General features: G+C 59.1%; 14 protein-coding genes. 9 read left to right on the forward strand and 5 right to left on the reverse strand.

What is annotated here, in order from left to right; all coding sequences use genetic code 11:
- Window positions 1-5: 5 nt before the first annotated feature.
- From NML54_RS00090 to moaA, 5 genes are all read right to left on the reverse strand, one after another.
- Complete coding sequence (locus NML54_RS00090; protein ID WP_254755280.1) at window positions 6-1,082, reverse strand: LacI family DNA-binding transcriptional regulator; 1,077 nt, start codon at window positions 1,080-1,082, stop codon at window positions 6-8.
- Between the two features lie 150 nt (window positions 1,083-1,232).
- Window positions 1,233-2,546, reverse strand: a complete 1,314-nt coding sequence (locus NML54_RS00095) for a molybdopterin molybdotransferase MoeA (RefSeq protein ID WP_254755281.1) — start codon at window positions 2,544-2,546, stop codon at window positions 1,233-1,235.
- Between the two features lie 146 nt (window positions 2,547-2,692).
- Window positions 2,693-3,370 carry a molybdenum cofactor guanylyltransferase gene (gene mobA / locus NML54_RS00100; RefSeq protein ID WP_371925768.1) on the reverse strand — a complete coding sequence of 226 codons (678 nt, stop codon included), beginning with the start codon at window positions 3,368-3,370 and terminating at the stop codon, window positions 2,693-2,695.
- A 14-nt stretch (window positions 3,371-3,384) separates the two neighbouring features.
- Window positions 3,385-3,651 (reverse strand): MoaD/ThiS family protein, encoded by a 267-nt coding sequence (locus NML54_RS00105; RefSeq protein ID WP_254755283.1) that lies wholly within the window; start codon window positions 3,649-3,651, stop codon window positions 3,385-3,387.
- 104 nt (window positions 3,652-3,755) lie between these two features.
- Entirely contained in the window at window positions 3,756-4,967 is a 1,212-nt protein-coding gene (gene moaA, locus NML54_RS00110) for a GTP 3',8-cyclase MoaA (protein WP_254755284.1), read from the reverse strand.
- A 232-nt stretch (window positions 4,968-5,199) separates the two neighbouring features.
- Between moaA and modA the strand changes: the two genes are divergently transcribed.
- The 9 genes from modA (at window position 5,200) to narH (ending at window position 16,828) form a co-directional block, all read left to right on the forward strand.
- Window positions 5,200-6,006, forward strand: coding sequence for a molybdate ABC transporter substrate-binding protein (gene modA, locus NML54_RS00115; RefSeq protein ID WP_254755285.1), 807 nt, complete (start codon window positions 5,200-5,202; stop codon window positions 6,004-6,006).
- A 43-nt stretch (window positions 6,007-6,049) separates the two neighbouring features.
- Window positions 6,050-6,919, forward strand: coding sequence for an ABC transporter permease (locus NML54_RS00120; protein ID WP_256500067.1), 870 nt, complete (start codon window positions 6,050-6,052; stop codon window positions 6,917-6,919).
- Window positions 6,920-7,042: 123 nt separating this feature from the next.
- A complete protein-coding gene (locus tag NML54_RS00125; RefSeq protein ID WP_254755287.1) occupies window positions 7,043-8,422 on the forward strand; it encodes a molybdopterin molybdotransferase MoeA in 1,380 nt (459 codons plus the stop codon).
- Between the two features lie 108 nt (window positions 8,423-8,530).
- Complete coding sequence (gene moaC / locus NML54_RS00130; RefSeq protein ID WP_254755288.1) at window positions 8,531-9,031, forward strand: cyclic pyranopterin monophosphate synthase MoaC; 501 nt, start codon at window positions 8,531-8,533, stop codon at window positions 9,029-9,031.
- 50 nt (window positions 9,032-9,081) lie between these two features.
- Entirely contained in the window at window positions 9,082-9,600 is a 519-nt protein-coding gene (locus NML54_RS00135; protein ID WP_254755289.1) for a MogA/MoaB family molybdenum cofactor biosynthesis protein, read from the forward strand.
- Entirely contained in the window at window positions 9,590-10,096 is a 507-nt protein-coding gene (locus NML54_RS00140) for a molybdenum cofactor biosynthesis protein MoaE (RefSeq protein ID WP_005504913.1), read from the forward strand. Before NML54_RS00135 ends, NML54_RS00140 begins: the two co-directional genes overlap by 11 nt.
- A gap of 127 nt (window positions 10,097-10,223) precedes the next feature.
- Window positions 10,224-11,417 carry a ThiF family adenylyltransferase gene (locus NML54_RS00145; protein WP_254755290.1) on the forward strand — a complete coding sequence of 398 codons (1,194 nt, stop codon included), beginning with the start codon at window positions 10,224-10,226 and terminating at the stop codon, window positions 11,415-11,417.
- Window positions 11,418-11,495: 78 nt separating this feature from the next.
- Window positions 11,496-15,215 carry a nitrate reductase subunit alpha gene (locus NML54_RS00150; protein WP_254755291.1) on the forward strand — a complete coding sequence of 1,240 codons (3,720 nt, stop codon included), beginning with the start codon at window positions 11,496-11,498 and terminating at the stop codon, window positions 15,213-15,215.
- Window positions 15,215-16,828: a nitrate reductase subunit beta gene (narH, locus tag NML54_RS00155; RefSeq protein ID WP_254755292.1), complete on the forward strand. Its 1,614-nt coding sequence runs from the start codon at window positions 15,215-15,217 to the stop codon at window positions 16,826-16,828. The genes NML54_RS00150 and narH overlap by 1 nt, the downstream gene beginning before the upstream one ends.
- Window positions 16,829-16,830 lie beyond the last annotated feature (2 nt).

Genomic DNA, 16,830 nt, shown 5'->3' on the forward strand with positions numbered 1-16,830 from the left:
GATTCTTATTGGAGCTCATTCGGAGCAGACATATCAGGCTGAATCTGATCCAGATCTGGGATAGAACGCACCGTAGCCCCCAAATGAAGCTCAATCGGGAGTACATCAGCTGCCTGGGTAATCGGAGGAGCCTCCTCCGCGGGGGAATCCTGCTGCTGTAGCTCAATCAACTCCATCAGCCGCTGGGCGGCACGCTCCGCAATGCCCTCAATCGGCTGAACCACGGTCGCTAGCTCCGGCATGAGTACCTGAACGCTCTGAGTGCCGTCGTAACCGACCACCTGGAAATCCTCAGGAACACGGATTCCACGGGCACGCGCCCAGCCCAGGGTGAGTGCGGCGTAATTATCGTTGGAGGCGAAGACTGCGTCTACCGGTTCGGGGGTATCGGCACGCTCATCCAGGTAGCGGTAGAGCATCTCACGCTTAATGCCCAGCGAAGGGTGGAAGCCCAGCTCCACGAACACCGGCATGAGCCCCGCCTCAAGCATTGCCTCACGGTAGCCGCGCTGACGTTCATTGTGCTCACCCAGGGTAGAAGTTACGTGCACAATATTCTGCGCACCCGTGGCGATGAGGTGCTCCGTGGCGGCGCGGGCACCTCCGTAGTTATCGGAGCGAATATTCGGGTAGAAGCCGCTTTCGAGACGGTCTACGGTCACCAGGGGAGCCTGCGCATGCGGAATATTGACCAGTGCGTCTGAGTGGGTGCCACTGATGATGCCGTCTACCTGATTGGAGAAGAGCATCTCCAGGTAGCGCTTTTCTTGCTCGGGATGATCGTCGCTATTGCAGAGAATGACCCGGTAGCCCTCTTTGGCAAGGTAACTTTCGAGGCGGTACACCATCTCCCCGTAGAAGGGGTTTGCAACCGTGGGGAAGATAAGGCCCACCGTCTGCGAGCGCTGACCCTGCAGGCTACGGGCGATGGCATTGGGGCGGTAGCCGAGCTCCCGCATTGCCTCGTGGACCTTGGTGCGGGTATTTTCGCTCAGGTAGCCGCGGTTATTGAGCACGCGGGATACGGTAGTGGGGGAGACTCCCGCGCGGGCTGCAACATCGCTGAGTTTAGGTTTCGCCACGGGGGTTCCCTTCGGCATGCTAAACGATTGACATATCTCTCTACTATACCTTCTTCACTGGGGGTAGCGGGGCCTCGAAAATCAGAAAAAGCGCTTTTCCACTGTGCTGTCTCCCCTGTGCTGTCAAACGCACCGATTCGTCGTACCGGTCTACAACACCGGAACAATCGGCACCCGAGCCCCCACCTCATGAGAAGAGCCAACCGCCAACGAATCATCCAACACAGCACAATGAGTAGCCGCCGCCAACGATGACAACATGTGCGAAGCAGACTTCGGCAGAGGATACGCCACACCATCACGCACCGTCACCGGTACCAAACGCGAACCCGCCGGCTTACGCAAAGTAGCCACCGGATCACCCAGAACCGCCGAATCCAGCTCAGGCAGAGGCATATCCCTCATACCAGCCAAAAGCGGTGGCAAATACGAATACAAAGCCGTGTACGCAGCCAAAGGATTACCCGGAAGGCCCAACACAAAACGCTCACGACCCGAATTCGGGCCCGTCTCCGGAATCGGCAAACGCGCAGCCAACGCAGGATGACCCGGACGCACATCCACCGACTCAAACAAGTAGGTCGCACCCATATCGTTGAGCACCTTACGCACCAAATCAACACCCGAGGTGCTCGACCCGCCCGTAAACACCAACACGCGAGCCGTCGATGTAGACAAAAACGTGCGGAACTCAGACTCAACATCCGCCAGGCGAATTGACGGACGCACTTCACAACCAGCAGAAATAATCGCATGCTCCATAAAGCCGCCAAACGCATCACGCACCTGACCCGGCGCGGGCATACCAAACGTAATGACCTCGTTACCCGTAAACGCACAACGCACCGGAATCGGGGCGTACACCGGCAACTCATCAAAACCATTCGTGCCCAAAAACGCCGCCATACGAGCAGACACACGGTCACCGTGGTGCGCCAACAGCTCGCCACGCTCCAGCTCAGCACCAGCATGGCGAATATCAGCGCCCACGGCTGGAGGCTCAAAACCCTCCGCCATATCTAGGTAATGAATACTCGCCCGAGTCTCCAAGTGGGAACCCACGCCCGGACGAGAAGAACCCTCCGCACCCTCATACAGGCGGGAATGCTCCTCACGCACAATCGCCTCGGCACCCTCAGGGAGCAAACCACCCGTCAAAATCGGGGTTGCCTCACCCGGAGCAATCGGCACCGTCAGACGGTGAATATTCGCGCGAGAATCCTCCGGATACGCCGGCGTCACCAGACGCCACGGAGGGGCACCCGCCACAGCGTAACCGTCCATCGCAGAGGAGCTGTAGTGGGGCACCTGCATCATCGAATAAACATCATCCGCCAAATAGTGGCCAATCGTCGCCAACAGCGGCAAAGACTGCGTCTTCACATGGTGCGCAATGTCCAGACCCTGCTCATGCAGAATCTGGCGGGCCTGCTGCCACGAAACAGAAGGAATATGATGAGACATCGTACCTCGCATGTACAAAAAATGTGTATGGGACGCGCACCAGCGTGCGAGCTCAAAAAACGCTACCGAATCCGGCGCCCAGAGCCCTAACCTACTACCTAGGTTACTCGTAGCTTGGCAATTAGCACTCCTGGGTGCCTCAGATGCTAATAACTCGACCAGAGCGAAGTCGTATAACCGAGAGCCTGCGCCTGTTCCCACGTATCAACATCGGCGGTGTCAGCGGCAGACATCTGAACCGCCACCGGGTGCAAACGGCGCAAAAAAGAACGAACAGAAGCGTCAGTGGTACCGGTCGAAAAGACCGATCGGATTGCTTCAAAACGGTAAATACCAACCAGTGGCTGATAGATGCCCTCAGCAACACCCCAAAAACCGGCAGATGATGCAGCACCAGCGGGGGCTGACTGCCCTACAGAAGCCTGCTCGGCAGCCCGCGCGGCGGCAATCAACTGCTGAACCGCCGGGGCAATACGCGGAGTATCCACACCCAAAATCAGACACCATTCAGGCAGAAGCACCTGCGAGCGCTCGCAATCGGCCGCAATACACTCCAAGCCGGCATGAATCGCCGCGGCAGGACCCGAAAAAGGCGGATCCTCACGAGTACGCAACACCCCCGACGGCAACGGCAAGTTCTCAGGACCCACCACCACGCGCGGGGATGCGGAGGCCACCGCCTCCAGGGCACAATCCAGCAGGGTATTTGTGCCATCAGACAGGGATGCCTTCGGAACGTGGTTCAGGCGGCGAGAAGCTCCTCCGGCAACAACGACCGCGGCGCACAAAAAATCACCCTCAGCGGTAAGCCCAGAACCGGGCATCTTATCCGCCCGCATTATCCACCCGCAAAGGGAGGCAAAACGTCCACACGATCGGCATCCTGCAGGGGCACTTGTGCATCAGAACGGGCACCGTTGACTAGGAACGAGCACTGCTCCATCACTTGCGCAAGAGTCAGACCGGAAGGAGTCGTACCCTCCAAACTCTGGCCCAGATGCTCAATCAGTGTGCCAAGAGTCGCAGACGACAGCTCAGCCAAGGGCACCGACAGCTGTGCGGTACCCGACGCGGCACGCGCGGCAGCGAAAAAATGAACCTGCATAATGCTCCTCAATTCTAAGTCAGGGGACAGCCGAAAATTACGGGTGCAAGATGCCGGTAAAAAGCCTTATCCGTGCATCTTCGACTGATGAACCGGCACCTTTCTTAACCGCCAATAGCGCTCATCGAGCGGCTCGCCTTAGCGAACTCCTCAATATCGAAGTCAGCGTCTTCTTTACCGTGGGCGCGCGGCTTAAACCACATACCCTCACGCCAACGCAGAGCCAGCTGCTGATCGTCAGCGCCAGAACGCAGAAGCTGCATCAAATCAGTCTCAGTGTCGGAGAACAGGCAGGAGCGGATCTTACCGTCCGCCGTCAGACGGGTACGGGTGCACGCACTGCAGAACGACTCCGTGACCGAGGCGATAATGCCCACACGACCCAGCGACTCGGTACCGTCAGCCGGGAAGCCAGCCTCGTCCAGGGCAGTGCCGAGCGGGTACACATCCCACAGCTGAGCGGGGGAGTCGCCACGCGCCTCCGCCACCGACCCCAGAACATACTCAGCCGACAGCTTCTCACGAATCTCAGCGGCAGTAATCGTGCCCTCACGGGTCCAACGGTTATCGGCATCCAGCGGCATCTGCTCAATAAAACGCAACTGATAGCCACCCGCCAACGCCCAGCGCAGAAGCTCCGGAGCCTGGTCATCGTTCAGACCCGGCATCAGCACAGCATTAATCTTGATGGGCCACAGTCCAGCCTCCGCTGCACCGTCAATACCCTTGAGTACGGCGTCAAGCTTGTCGCGGCGAGCCAAAGCCGCGAAAGTCTCACGGCAAATTGTATCCAGAGAAACATTGATACGGGTCAGGCCAGCCTCCGCCAACGCGGCTGCACGCTTCTCCAAACCAATACCGTTCGTCGTAATAGCAAGCGGAACATCCGGATGCGCCTGATGGATGCGGGAAATAATGTCCACCAAATCGGCGCGCACCAGCGGCTCGCCACCGGTAAAGCGAATCTCCTCCACGCCCAGCTCAGTAATCGCAATATCGGCAAGGCGCGCAATCTCCTCGGCGGAGAGCAGATTCTCCTTGGGAAGCCACTGCAAACCATCCGCCGGCATGCAATAAATGCAACGAAGATTACATTTATCGGTCAGAGAGATACGCAGATCCGTCGCCACGCGGCCCCAACGGTCCAAGAGCGGACCGCTGTTCGTAATATTCGGGAGCTTACGCTGGGCCTTTACGCTACTCTCAGATTTTTGGGGCGTCACAAAAGCAGCCCCGTTACCCTCCGCAGAAGATAAGGTGCTTAACATTGGGCCCGCAATGAGCTCAGAAGAAGCTGAATTTGCCGTGTACGCCATGTAAAACCTATGTGGAAAATTTGCATATTTCAGGTGACAATATGATTATTCCATGTTCCGGCGCCCCGCACATAGTGTGTGCAGGGTAAGTTACAACTGCGCCACCGCAGACAACCACGACGAAGTAACGCCGCGTGTACAAGCTAGGGATGTACACGGAACGTCATACAGAGCCCGCACATGGACGCACCTCACCTTCAATAGCAGTACGAACTAACCAAGGAAATACCTCATGAAGACCCCCCTCGCAGCCCTCAGCGCGCTCGCCGCCGCAACCCTCGCCCTCACCGGATGCGGCGCCACCCAGAGCTCCTCTTCGTCCGCTGCCTCCGCATCGAGCAGCCAGGCTGCCTCCGGCAAGGTCGAAGTCTTCGCTGCAGCCTCCCTGAACAACGCCGGCGCAGACCTCGAAAAGGCATACGAAGCCGCCAACCCCGGCGTGGACGTCACCTTCGTCTACGAAGGCTCCGCAAAGCTCGTCAACCAGATTGAGCAGGGCGCAACCCCCGACCTGCTCATCACCGCAGACACCAAGAACATGGATAAAGCAAAGAAGCTCGACCAGTTTTCCGACTCCAAAACCAACGTTCTGGTCACCAACAAGCTCGTGCTCGTCACCGCCGAAGGCAACCCCGGCAAGATCAACAGCCTCGACGACCTCAAGACCACCGACGGCGTCGTCGCAGTCTGCAAGGAAGACGTCCCCTGCGGCACCATCGCCCACCAGGAACTGAAGAAGCACAACATCACCCTCAAGAACGCAACCACCGAAAGCAAGGTCACCGACGTAGCCACCAAGGTCACCACCGGTAACGCCGATGCGGGCTTCATCTACACCACCGACCTCGCCGCCGCCAAGAAAAAGGGTGTCAACCTCGGCTCCGTCGAGCTGACCGACGTGGAACGCAACGAATACCCCGCAGCGCTCAGCAAGAGCGGCTCTTCCTCCGAAACCGCGAAGAAGTTCAATGAATGGCTGAAGAACTCCGACGAGGCGAAGAAAATCCTCACCGAGTACGGCTTCAACACCGCACAGTAATTCAACACCGTCACAGTAGGGAACAACCCGCGTCTCATCACCCATGACAGACACTACCTCTACCCATCGCAACGCCGGAACCTCACGCACACCCGGAAGCAGACTCTTCGCCTCCGTGCCCGTGCTCTTCCTGGTTCCGGCGTCGCTGGGTATTTTCCTCATTGCCGGACCGCTCCTCGGGCTCTTCCTCAACATCCCCTGGAACCAGCTCGGCAGCATCTTCACCCCGCAGGTGCTCGGGGCGGCAAACCTCTCCCTCAGCACCGCCGCCGCCTCCACCCTCATCTGCGGGCTTCTCGGTACGCCCCTGGCGCTCGTGCTTTCCAAAGTGCTCAACCGCTCGCGGCTACACCGATTTGGGTCAGTTCTCTACGCCATCATCTACACCCCGGTGATTCTCTCCCCGGTTGTCTCCGGCCTCGGGCTGCTCTTCTTCTGGGGACGCAAAGGCATGATCGGCACCTACCTCTACCAGGCAGGAATCTCCATCCCCTTCACCCCCAACGCTGTGATTATCGCCCAGGTCTTCGTCGCCCTGCCCTTCTTCGTTGCCACCGCGGTCACCACCCTGCAGGCTATTCCCCGCGAATACGAAGAAATCGCCCTCGTCGAAGGCGCTAAACCCGCAGAAATCACCTTCAAAGTGCTCCTACCCCTCGCCGCGCCCGGCCTCGCCACCGCCTTCCTGCTGTCCTTCGCCCGCGCCCTCGGCGAATACGGCGCAACCGTCACCTTCGCCGGCAATGTGCAAGGTAAAACTCAAACCATACCCCTCGCCATCGACCTGGCCATCAACAGCAGCGACATCCCCAGCGCCCTCGGAAGCGCCCTGATACTCATCAGCCTCTACCTAGGAATCTTCGGGGTCCTCGGCCTAATCCGCGCCCTCAAAAAACTACGCGAAAGCACCTGATAAGCCACTCCGCCGCTCACCCCACCCCCTGGCATGCAGAGAGCCTTAGGACAAGCTCCATTTACCAGCCCACAAACACACACCTACACTAGTCATAACCGCCGCCGCACGATTGGAACCTCCATGATTTCCCCCGAATTCAACGGAACCCCCAGCACCGAAGAATATCGCGCCTACCTGGCGCTACTGTTGCGCGAAGTCTTTATCGGTACAGCAGAAACGGTTCCCCTCTACCACGCGGCAGGACGCATCCTCGCCCAAGACGTCACCGCACGCATGGACGTACCCAGCTTCGACAACTCCCAAATGGACGGCTACGCCCTCACCGCCGAAGCCGCCGAACGCGAAGACCGCGTCTTCACCGTCGGACGCGAAATCCCCGCCGGCCGACCCCTCCAACGTTCCCGCTCCTCCGACGACCTGACCTACCCCATCATGACCGGCGCACCCATGCCCAAGGGCTACGACGCCGTCATCCCCGTCGAACAGTCCGAACGCATCGAATACCCCGACCTACCCGAATCCTTCGGCCGCCCCAGCGAAAAGGTCAAACTCGCCCCCGGCAAGCCCGGACAGTTCGTCCGCCGCCGCGGCGAAGACGTCGTCACCGGCCAGGTTCTTGCACGCGCCGGTGAACGCATCACCCCCGCCCTGCTTGGTGCGCTCGCCTCCCAAGGCTATGCGCGCCTGACCGTCGCGGCGGGTCCCCGCGTGCTCGTGTGCACCGGCGGCGACGAAATCCTCTCCGGCGTTGAAGAAGACGGAAGCGCCACCGCCCAGGAACTCGCTCAGGGCCAGATTTTTGACGCCAACGGCCCCATGCTCACCGCCATGCTACGCGAAGACGGAGCGGAGGTGCGACGCATCGCTATCTGTGACGATCCTATCGAGCTACTGCACCGCCTCACGGCAGAATACGAGAGCTTCAAACCGGACATCATCATCACTTCGGGCGGTATCAGCCACGGTAAATACGAGGTAGTCCGCAACGCCATCGCCAAAGCACACGAAGCCGATATTTTGGTGCCCATCTCCTGGTTCGGCCACGTCAGCCAGCAACCCGGCGGCCCCCAGGGCGTGAACCTGCTCGATTTCAAGGGCCACCGCGTGCCCATGATTTCCTTCCCCGGCAACCCGGTGAGCACCCTCATCTCGTACGCGTTGATTCTGCGCCCCTACCTGCGTGCCGGCGGCCCCTACGGCGTGCCCTACGCGGTCGCCTCCGAACAAGCAAGCCTGAATAACGCACCGCGAGGCGTGCTTGTCACCGAAACCCCGCTCACCGCACCGGCGGCCAAGCGCCAGTTCCTGCGCGGCACCCTCGCCATGGTCGAGGCGGAACCCGGAACCTACCGGGTGGAGCTCTACCCGGACATCCTCTCAGGCTCGCACCTGCTGCACCGCGCCGCCCAGGCAGATGTGCTCATCGAGCTGGCACCCGGAACCACCTACACCGGGGGAGATGCAGTACCCTACCACCGCATTCGCCTCACCGATAACTAAGCGAAACACCCCCGCATTGTTCCTTGCTTAAACGACAAGGAATAATTGAGACTCACACTAAGTAACGATTCGCGGCAGAAGAATACCGCGCAGAAGCCAGGAGAAACGATGACCTCTACCTCGCAGCCCAACCAGGAACTGACCCACGTGCGCGCCGACGGCTCAGCACACATGGTGGACGTTACGGAGAAGTCGGTCACCACCCGCACCGCCCTGGCTGAGGCGACCGTGCGCACCCGCGAAGACGTGATCGCCATGATTTTTGACGCTGACCTGCCCAAAGGTGACGCGCTTCCGGTCGCACGTGTTGCCGGCATCATGGGCGCTAAGCGCACCCCGGAAATCATTCCCCTCTGCCACCCGCTGCCCCTGGGTAAGATCACGGTGGACTTTGAGCGCGGCACCGACTTCGTGCGTATTGAGGCGTCCGTGAAGACCCGCGGCGTCACCGGCGTAGAGATGGAGGCGCTCACCGCCGTCTCCTCGGCGGCACTGACCGTTTTCGATATGATCAAGGCAGTCGATAAGTACGCCGTCATTACCGATATCCGTGTTCTGGAGAAGAGCGGCGGCAAGTCCGGCGAATGGTCCGTCCGCGAGGACTCCTAAGCTACGGCGGCGCACCACCGTCACCTGATAGATACAGAAAAGGAAAGCCCATGAGTAGCGAAGACTACACCATGCCGGAGAATCTCACCGGCCTGGTTATTGTCGCCTCCACCCGCGCAGCCCGCGGCGTGTACGAGGATAAGTCCGGCCCCATCGCCGTGGAGTGGTTGCGCTCGCACGGCTTCGACACCCCCGATGCCGTGGTCATTGAAGACCGCGATATTGTCGAGTACTTCAACACCCTGGTGACCGAAGGTAAGAAGAACGGTAACCTGCCGACCTTCATCTTGACCAGTGGCGGTACCGGTCTGAACTCTGACGACCAGACCGTGGAGGCGGTTCGCCCCCACCTGGACAAGGAAGTTCCCGGCATTATGCATGCCTTCTGGATGAACGGTCTGGAGAACGTTCCCGCGGCGGTGCTTTCACGCGGCGTGGCGGGCGTCATTGACCGCACCTTCGTGATGACCTTGCCCGGTTCGCGCGGTGGCGTGAAGGACGGCGTGGCGACCCTCGACCCGCTTGTTGAGCACATTTGCCGTCAGATGGAGGACTACCATGACCACTAAGCCGCAGAACGAAGAATCCCTGGACCATTCGGGCGCGCACGGTGCTGAGCCGAGCGGCTCGACCGTGGTGTTCACCGATATTACGGAGGCGCCCCTGGAGCCGCTGTACGCGGCGGCTAAGGCTGAGGTCATGACTGACGCCATGGGTGCCCTGGTAATTTTTGACGGTATTGTGCGTAACCATGATCACGGTAGCGCGGTGCGCGGACTGTCCTATAGCGCGCATCCGCAAGCTCGTGAGTATATTGCGGAGGTTGCCGCCGAGGTTGCTGCTGAGCTGGACGGTGTGCGTCTGTGGGCAGTGCATCGTGTGGGTCCGATTGCTATTGGTGAGTCGGCTCTGACCGTGATGGCGGCGGCTGCTCATCGTGGCCGCGCGTTTGATGCCTGTGAGCTGGTGGCTGACCGGGTGAAGGCTCGTGTGCCGATTTGGAAGGAACAGGAACTGCTCGATGGAAGCATCGAGTGGGTTGGTGTGGACACTTCGCCCGCTTAGCCTTCTGAATATTCCGATATCTCTATATAAGCCTGTCAGGGGGAATTCTCTCGGGCAGGCTTATTCTCCTTGACGCTTGGCTCCCTAAAATTCAAGCCATCTCTACTACTTGATGCGAGGAACCCCTATGTCTTCTCACACCTCTCGTAGCGCGAGCGAGCTCTCTGCCGCTGAGCGTGCGTTCTACTCTCGTCAGCTGATTCTGCCCGAAATGGGTTACGAGGCTCAGCTGGCGCTCAAGGGCGCACGCGTGGTGGTGTTGGGTGCTGGTGGTTTGGGTGCTCCGGCGCTGCTGTATCTGGCGGGTGCCGGGGTTGGTCAGATTGTGGTGGTTGATGATGACGTCGTGGATGCTTCGAATCTGCACCGCCAGGTGATTCATACGCACGCCAGGGTGAGTAATTCTAAGGCTGAGTCTGCAGCAGAGTCTTTGCGCTCGCTGAATCCTTTTATTGAGGTTGTGCCCGTGCGTGAGCGTTTGACGGAGGCGAACGTTGATGAGCTATTGTCTGGTGCTGATTTGGTGCTGGATGGTAGCGATAATTTCGAGTCGCGTTATGTGGTGTCGGCGGCGGCTGCGCGTGCTGGGATTGCGCATGTGTGGGCTGCGATTCTTGGTTTTGATGCGCAGCTGAGTGTGTTTTGGGCTGGTCGCGGTCCGGTGTATGAGGATTTGTACCCTCATGCTCCAGCTGCCGGTAGCGTGCCGTCGTGTAGTACTGCTGGCGTGGTGGGTGCTATGGCTGGCGTGGTGGGCGCTGCGATGGCCATGGAGGCGGTGAAACTGCTGACTGGGGTGGGGGAGCCTCTCATGGGTGAGGTTGGCCTATATTCGGCATTAAGCGGAAGGTGGGAATATATACCTCTTGTAGCTAGCGTGCAAGCTGTACCTAAGAAAAGTGCTGTTTTGCCCGAAGAAACGAGTCATAAGCCCAAAAATCATGTAACAATTCGTAATATTTCTCAGGATTTTGCAAGCTCTTCTGCCGACTCGAAGCCCCGCTCGATGAGCGCTCAGGACCTTAAAAAGGTGTCATCGGGTGAAAATATTGCCCTTTTGGATGTCCGTGAGCAGGTGGAATTCAATGCCTTTGCGATTGACGGTGCTATTAATCTGCCCCTCACTGAACTGCTTGAAGCGGCTCGAAATGGCTCTCTCAAAGCCCTGATTGAGCGTAAAATCCCCACAAACGCCCAGAAAATCGTTATTTACTGCACCGGATACACCCGAACGGTTGAGGCGGCTCGTGAAATAGTGCCCCTGGAGGAGCGTTCTGTGTACATGCTTGAGGGTGGAATTTCCGCCTGGCTTACGGTCTAAAATACCCTTATTTTGCACGAATTAGGCAAGGTTTTTATCTCGTATTTTCCATGCCAAATTTCCGATATATTGGGCAGTATGGAACAAGCATCACAGATTAAGGGCCCGGACGGCCCCCTTACCGATCAGCTGATCAAGTTCGGTAAGTTCTTCTCCCGCTGGGATGAGACTGAAGACGGCCGCGCCGTCTTCCGTGAAGGCGGCCGCGAAGGTGACGCCTTCTACCGCGACCGTTGGAGCCACGATAAGGAAGTTCGCTCTACCCACGGCGTGAACTGCACCGGCTCCTGCTCCTGGAAGGTGTACGTCAAGGACGGCATTATCACCTGGGAAGCACAGGAAACCGACTACCCCTCGGTTGGTCCCGACCGCCCCGAGTACGAGCCCCGTGGTTGCCCTCGCGGTGCATCATTCTCGTGGTACACCTACTCTCCCACTCGCGTTAAGTACCCCTATGTTCGCGGTCTCCTGCTGGAGATGTACCGCGAAGCGAAGGCAATCCACAACGATCCCGTGGACGCCTTCCACTCCATCGTGTCCGACCCCGCCAAGCGTGCACGCTACGTGAACGCACGCGGTAAGGGTGGTCTGGTGCGCTCGACCTGGGCTGAGGCTCTCGAGCTGATGGCGGCTGCTCACGTGCACACCATCAAGTACTACGGTCCCGACCGTAACACCGGCTTCACCCCGATTCCGGCAATGTCCATGGTGTCCTTCAGTGCGGGTGTTCGCTACGTCCAGCTGATGGGCGGCGTCATGACCAGCTTCTACGACTGGTATGCTGACCTTCCCGTGGCTTCCCCGCAGGTCTTCGGTGACCAGACCGACGTTCCCGAGTCTGGCGACTGGTGGGACGCTGCATACCTCATCATGTGGGGTGCAAACGTTCCGCTGACCCGTACCCCGGACGCTCACTGGGTCTCTGAGGTCCGCTACCGCGGTACCAAGGTCGTCACCGTGAGCCCCGACTACGCTGACAACACCAAGTTCGCTGACGAGTGGCTGCCCGCCCAGGCAGGTACCGACGCGGCACTGGCTATGGCAATGGGCCACGTCATCCTTAAGGAGAACTACGTTGACCAGCGTGTCGAGTTCTTCGAGGACTTCTCCCTGACCTACACCGACCTTCCCTTCTTGGTCACCCTGGAAACCCGCGAAGACGGTGTTAAGGTTCCCTCCAAGTTCCTGACCGCTGCAAAGCTCGCTGGCGAGGCTGAGCAGCCGAACGCTGACTTCAAGCCCGTCCTGATGGACCGCGAGACCGGTGAGGTCTTCGTTCCCAACGGCACCATGGGTCACCGTTACGCTCAGGAAGATCAGGGCAAGTGGAACCTGGACCTGCAGGGTCGTAAGCCGATTCTGTCGATTCGCGACCTGCCCCAGGGCCAGACTGCAGCTGCAGAGATTAAGATGCCGACCTTCGACAACCCGAAGGGCCATGGCGACGTCATTACCCGCGGCGTGCCCGTAGCCTACGTTGAAGGCCACGAAGTCACCACCGTCTTCGATATCATGCTGGCACAGTACGGTGTGGGTCGTGAGGGCCTGCCCGGTACTTGGGCTAAGGACTACGAGGACTGGAACGTTCAGAACACCCCGGCATGGCAGGAGCAGATTACTTCTGTCCCCGCCGAGGCTGTTATCCGCGTTGCCCGCGAGTTCGCTAAGAGCGCCCTGGATTCCGGTGGCCGCTCCATGATTATCTTCGGTGCAGGTATCTGCCAGTGGTACCACGCTGACACCACCTACCGCGCTATTCTCTCCCTGCTGAACCTGACCGGTTGCCAGGGCCGTAATGGTGGCGGTTGGGCTCACTACGTGGGCCAGGAGAAGGCACGTCCGCTGACCGGTCTGACCAACATTGCGAACGCTCTGGACTGGAGCCGCCCGCCGCGTCACATGATTGGTACCGGCTTCTGGTACATGCACACTGACCAGTTCCGTCAGGATGCATACTCCACCGATTACCTGCAGTCCCCGCTGGCTAAGGGCGAGCTGCGTGACGTTCACACTGCTGACGTTGTGGCACGTTCTACCCGTATGGGCTGGATGCCGTTCTACCCGCAGTTCCCCGAGAACTCGCTGGACTTGGCTGATAAGGCAGAGCAGGCAGTGGCACGCGGCGAGGCTTCCTCGAATGCGGACTACATTGCGCAGCGCCTGAACTCCGGTGACTTGGAGTTCTCCGTTGAGGACGTTGACAACCCCATCAACTGGCCTCGTACCCTGACCCTGTGGCGTTCGAACCTGTTCGGTTCCTCCGCTAAGGGTGAGAGCTACTTCCTGAAGCACCTGGTCGGTAGCATGGACAACGTCCAGGGCTCCGATTCGGAGAAGCTGCCGAACGAAGTGAAGTGGGTTGATGAGGCACCTCAGGGCAAGCTGGATCTGCTGGTCACCTCGGACTTCCGTATGACCTCCACGACCCTGCTGTCTGACATCGTTCTGCCGACTGCAACCTGGTACGAGAAGCACGATATCTCCTCGACCGATATGCACCCGTTCCTGCACGCATTCTCCCCGGCAATTGACCCGCCGTGGGAGGCAAAGACCGACCACGAGACCTTCAAGGCACTGGCATACGAGTTCACTCGCCTGGCTAAGAAGCACCTCGGCGTTCGTAAGGACATCGTTTCGGTCCCGCTGCTGCACGACACCCCCGGCCAGATTGCTCAGCCCGGCGGTCACGCACCCGACTGGAAGAACACCCCCGGTATGGTGGGTGTGCCCGGCAAGAATATGCCGAACTTCGTCACCGTCGAGCGTGACTACGGCGCACTGTACGACATGTACACCACCGTTGGCCCGCTGTTCGACAAGCTCGGTGCTACCACCAAGTTCATCACCTATGACCTGAAGGACGAAGTCGCGAAGATGGCTAAGGAATTCGGTGTGATGGACTCCGGTAAGGGCGCAGGTCGTCCGGCACTGGACACCGATGTGAAGATTGCCGAATCCATCATGATGATTTCGGGTACCTCTAACGGTGAGGTTGCTATCAAGGGCTTCAAGGAGCTCGAGAAGCAGACCGGTCTGCACCTGATGGACCTGGCAGAAGGTAACGAGGAACGTCGTATCACCTTCCCCATGACCCAGGCCGCACCGCAGCCCGTGATGACCTCCCCCGAGTGGTCCGGTTCGGAGACCGGCGGTCGCCGTTACGCTCCGTTCACCGTCAACATCGAGAAGAAGAAGCCGTTCCACACCCTGACCGGCCGTATGCACTTCTTCCTCGACCACGACTGGATGCACGAAATGGGCGAGGCTCTGCCGATTTACCGTCCGCCGCTGGACATGACCGGCCTGTACAACGAGCCCGAGCTCGGTACTACCGATGGTGTTTCGGTTGCTGTCCGCTACCTGACCCCGCACAACAAGTGGGCAATTCACTCGCAGTACTTCGACAACCACTACATGCTCAGCATGTTCCGTGGTGGCCCGACTGCGTGGATGAGCCCGCAGGACGCTGAGAAGATTGGCGTCAAGGATGGCGAGTGGATTGAGTGTGTGAACACCAACGGTGTCTTCGTGGGCCGTGCGGTTGTTTCGCACCGTATGCCCGAGGGCGTCTGCTTCGTTTACCACGCTCAGGAGCGTATGGTTAGCCCGAAGTCTGAAGTCACCGGTAAGCGCGGTGGTATTCACAACTCGGTGACCCGTATTCTTCTGAAGCCCACCCACATGATTGGTGGCTACGCTCACCAGGCGTTCGCCTTCAACTATCTTGGACCGACCGGTAACCAGCGAGACATCGTCTCGTACATCCGTCGCCGTAAGTCCCAGGAGGTAACTTTCTAATGCGCGTTATGGCACAAGTTGCGATGGTGATGGCGCTCGATAAGTGCATCGGCTGCCACACCTGCTCCGTGACCTGTAAGCAGGCATGGACGAACCGAGCCGGTACCGAGTACGTCTGGTTCAACAACGTTGAGACTCGTCCCGGTCAGGGTTACCCCCGCCGTTACGAGGATCAGGAGAAGTGGAAGGGCGGCTGGGTGCTGAACAAGCGCGGTCGTCTGGAGCTCAAGAGCGGTAACCGCTTCCAGAAGCTCTTCACGATTTTCGCTTCCCCGATTCAGCCCGAGCTGAACGACTACTACGAGCCCTGGACCTACGATTACCAGAACCTGACCAGTGCTCCTCTGGGTGATGACTTCCCGGCTGCTAAGCCGGTCTCCCTCATCACCGGTGAGGACACCAAGGTCGAGTGGGGTATGAACTGGGACGACAACCTGGCTGGTGCGACCGAGTACGGTCACCTGGACCCGCTGGTTGAGAAGGTTCGCAAGAAGGCTGAGGACAAGATTAAGTTCGAGTTCGAGCAGACCTTCATGTTCTACCTGCCTCGTATTTGTGAGCACTGCCTGAACCCCTCCTGCATGGCTTCTTGCCCCTCCGGCGCTATCTACAAGCGCGCTGAGGACGGCATTGTTCTGGTTGACCAGGACCGTTGCCGCGGTTGGCGTCAGTGCATCACCGGCTGCCCCTACAAGAAGGTGTACTTCAACCACAAGACGGGTAAGGCTGAGAAGTGTACCTTCTGCTACCCCCGTATTGAGGCTGGTATCCCGACCGTGTGTGCTGAGACCTGTGTTGGTCGTATGCGCTACATCGGTATCTTCCTCTACGATGCAGACCGCGTGACTGAGGCTGCTTCGGTTGAGGACGAGAAGGACCTCTACGAGGCTCAGCTGTCGCTGATGCTTGATCCTTCGGATCCGGCTGTGATTGAGCAGGCTCGTAAGAACGACATCCCCGAGGCGTGGATTACTGCAGCTCAGAAGTCGCCCGTGTACAAGCTGGCGAAGGAGTGGAAGGTGGCTCTGCCCCTGCACCCCGAGTACCGCACCATGCCGATGGTTTGGTACGTGCCGCCGCTGTCTCCGATTGTTGACCTGCTCAAGGAGCAGGGCCACGATGCAGAGAACAGCAACAACCTGTTCGGCGCTATTGAGTCTCTCCGTATTCCGGTTGAGTACCTGGCTGAGCTGTTCACCGCTGGTGACACTGAGGTTGTTACTAACGTTCTGCGCCGCCTGGCTGCGATGCGTTCGTACATGCGTGACATCAACCTCGGTGGCGAAGGCAACGAGGAGATCGCTCAGGCTGTCGGCATGACCGGTCAGCAGGTGTACGAGATGTACCGTCTGATGGCTATCGCTAAGTACAACGAGCGTTACGTCATTCCTAAGGCTCACATGGAAGACGCCCACAACCTTGAGGAAATGGGCTGCTCCCTGAGCGTGGATGGCGGACCCGGCATGTACGGCGATGCGTTCAACGACATGGAGGGTCGCCCGACCCCCGTGTCCACCGGTGTCTACGAGGCTAACAACAAGGTCAGCTTGTTCAGCTGGGACGGTTCTTCCCGTCCTGATGGCCTCTTCCCGAACACCACCGGAAAGAAGTAATA

This window comes from Rothia gullae (assembly GCF_024294905.1).
Classification (GTDB): domain Bacteria; phylum Actinomycetota; class Actinomycetes; order Actinomycetales; family Micrococcaceae; genus Rothia.

Excerpts from the sequence above, each read along its gene's own strand:
- NML54_RS00120 (WP_256500067.1), top strand. The coding sequence starts at position 6,050 with ATGACAGACACTACCTCTACCCATCGCAACGCCGGAACCTCACGCACA.
- moaA (WP_254755284.1), bottom strand. The coding sequence starts at position 4,967 with ATGGCGTACACGGCAAATTCAGCTTCTTCTGAGCTCATTGCGGGCCCA.
- narH (WP_254755292.1), top strand. The coding sequence starts at position 15,215 with ATGCGCGTTATGGCACAAGTTGCGATGGTGATGGCGCTCGATAAGTGC.
- NML54_RS00095 (WP_254755281.1), bottom strand. The coding sequence starts at position 2,546 with ATGTCTCATCATATTCCTTCTGTTTCGTGGCAGCAGGCCCGCCAGATT.
- NML54_RS00105 (WP_254755283.1), bottom strand. The coding sequence starts at position 3,651 with ATGCAGGTTCATTTTTTCGCTGCCGCGCGTGCCGCGTCGGGTACCGCA.
- mobA (WP_371925768.1), bottom strand. The coding sequence starts at position 3,370 with ATGCCCGGTTCTGGGCTTACCGCTGAGGGTGATTTTTTGTGCGCCGCG.
- NML54_RS00140 (WP_005504913.1), top strand. The coding sequence starts at position 9,590 with ATGACCACTAAGCCGCAGAACGAAGAATCCCTGGACCATTCGGGCGCG.
- NML54_RS00125 (WP_254755287.1), top strand. The coding sequence starts at position 7,043 with ATGATTTCCCCCGAATTCAACGGAACCCCCAGCACCGAAGAATATCGC.
- NML54_RS00135 (WP_254755289.1), top strand. The coding sequence starts at position 9,082 with ATGAGTAGCGAAGACTACACCATGCCGGAGAATCTCACCGGCCTGGTT.
- NML54_RS00145 (WP_254755290.1), top strand. The coding sequence starts at position 10,224 with ATGTCTTCTCACACCTCTCGTAGCGCGAGCGAGCTCTCTGCCGCTGAG.
- moaC (WP_254755288.1), top strand. The coding sequence starts at position 8,531 with ATGACCTCTACCTCGCAGCCCAACCAGGAACTGACCCACGTGCGCGCC.
- NML54_RS00150 (WP_254755291.1), top strand. The coding sequence starts at position 11,496 with ATGGAACAAGCATCACAGATTAAGGGCCCGGACGGCCCCCTTACCGAT.
- modA (WP_254755285.1), top strand. The coding sequence starts at position 5,200 with ATGAAGACCCCCCTCGCAGCCCTCAGCGCGCTCGCCGCCGCAACCCTC.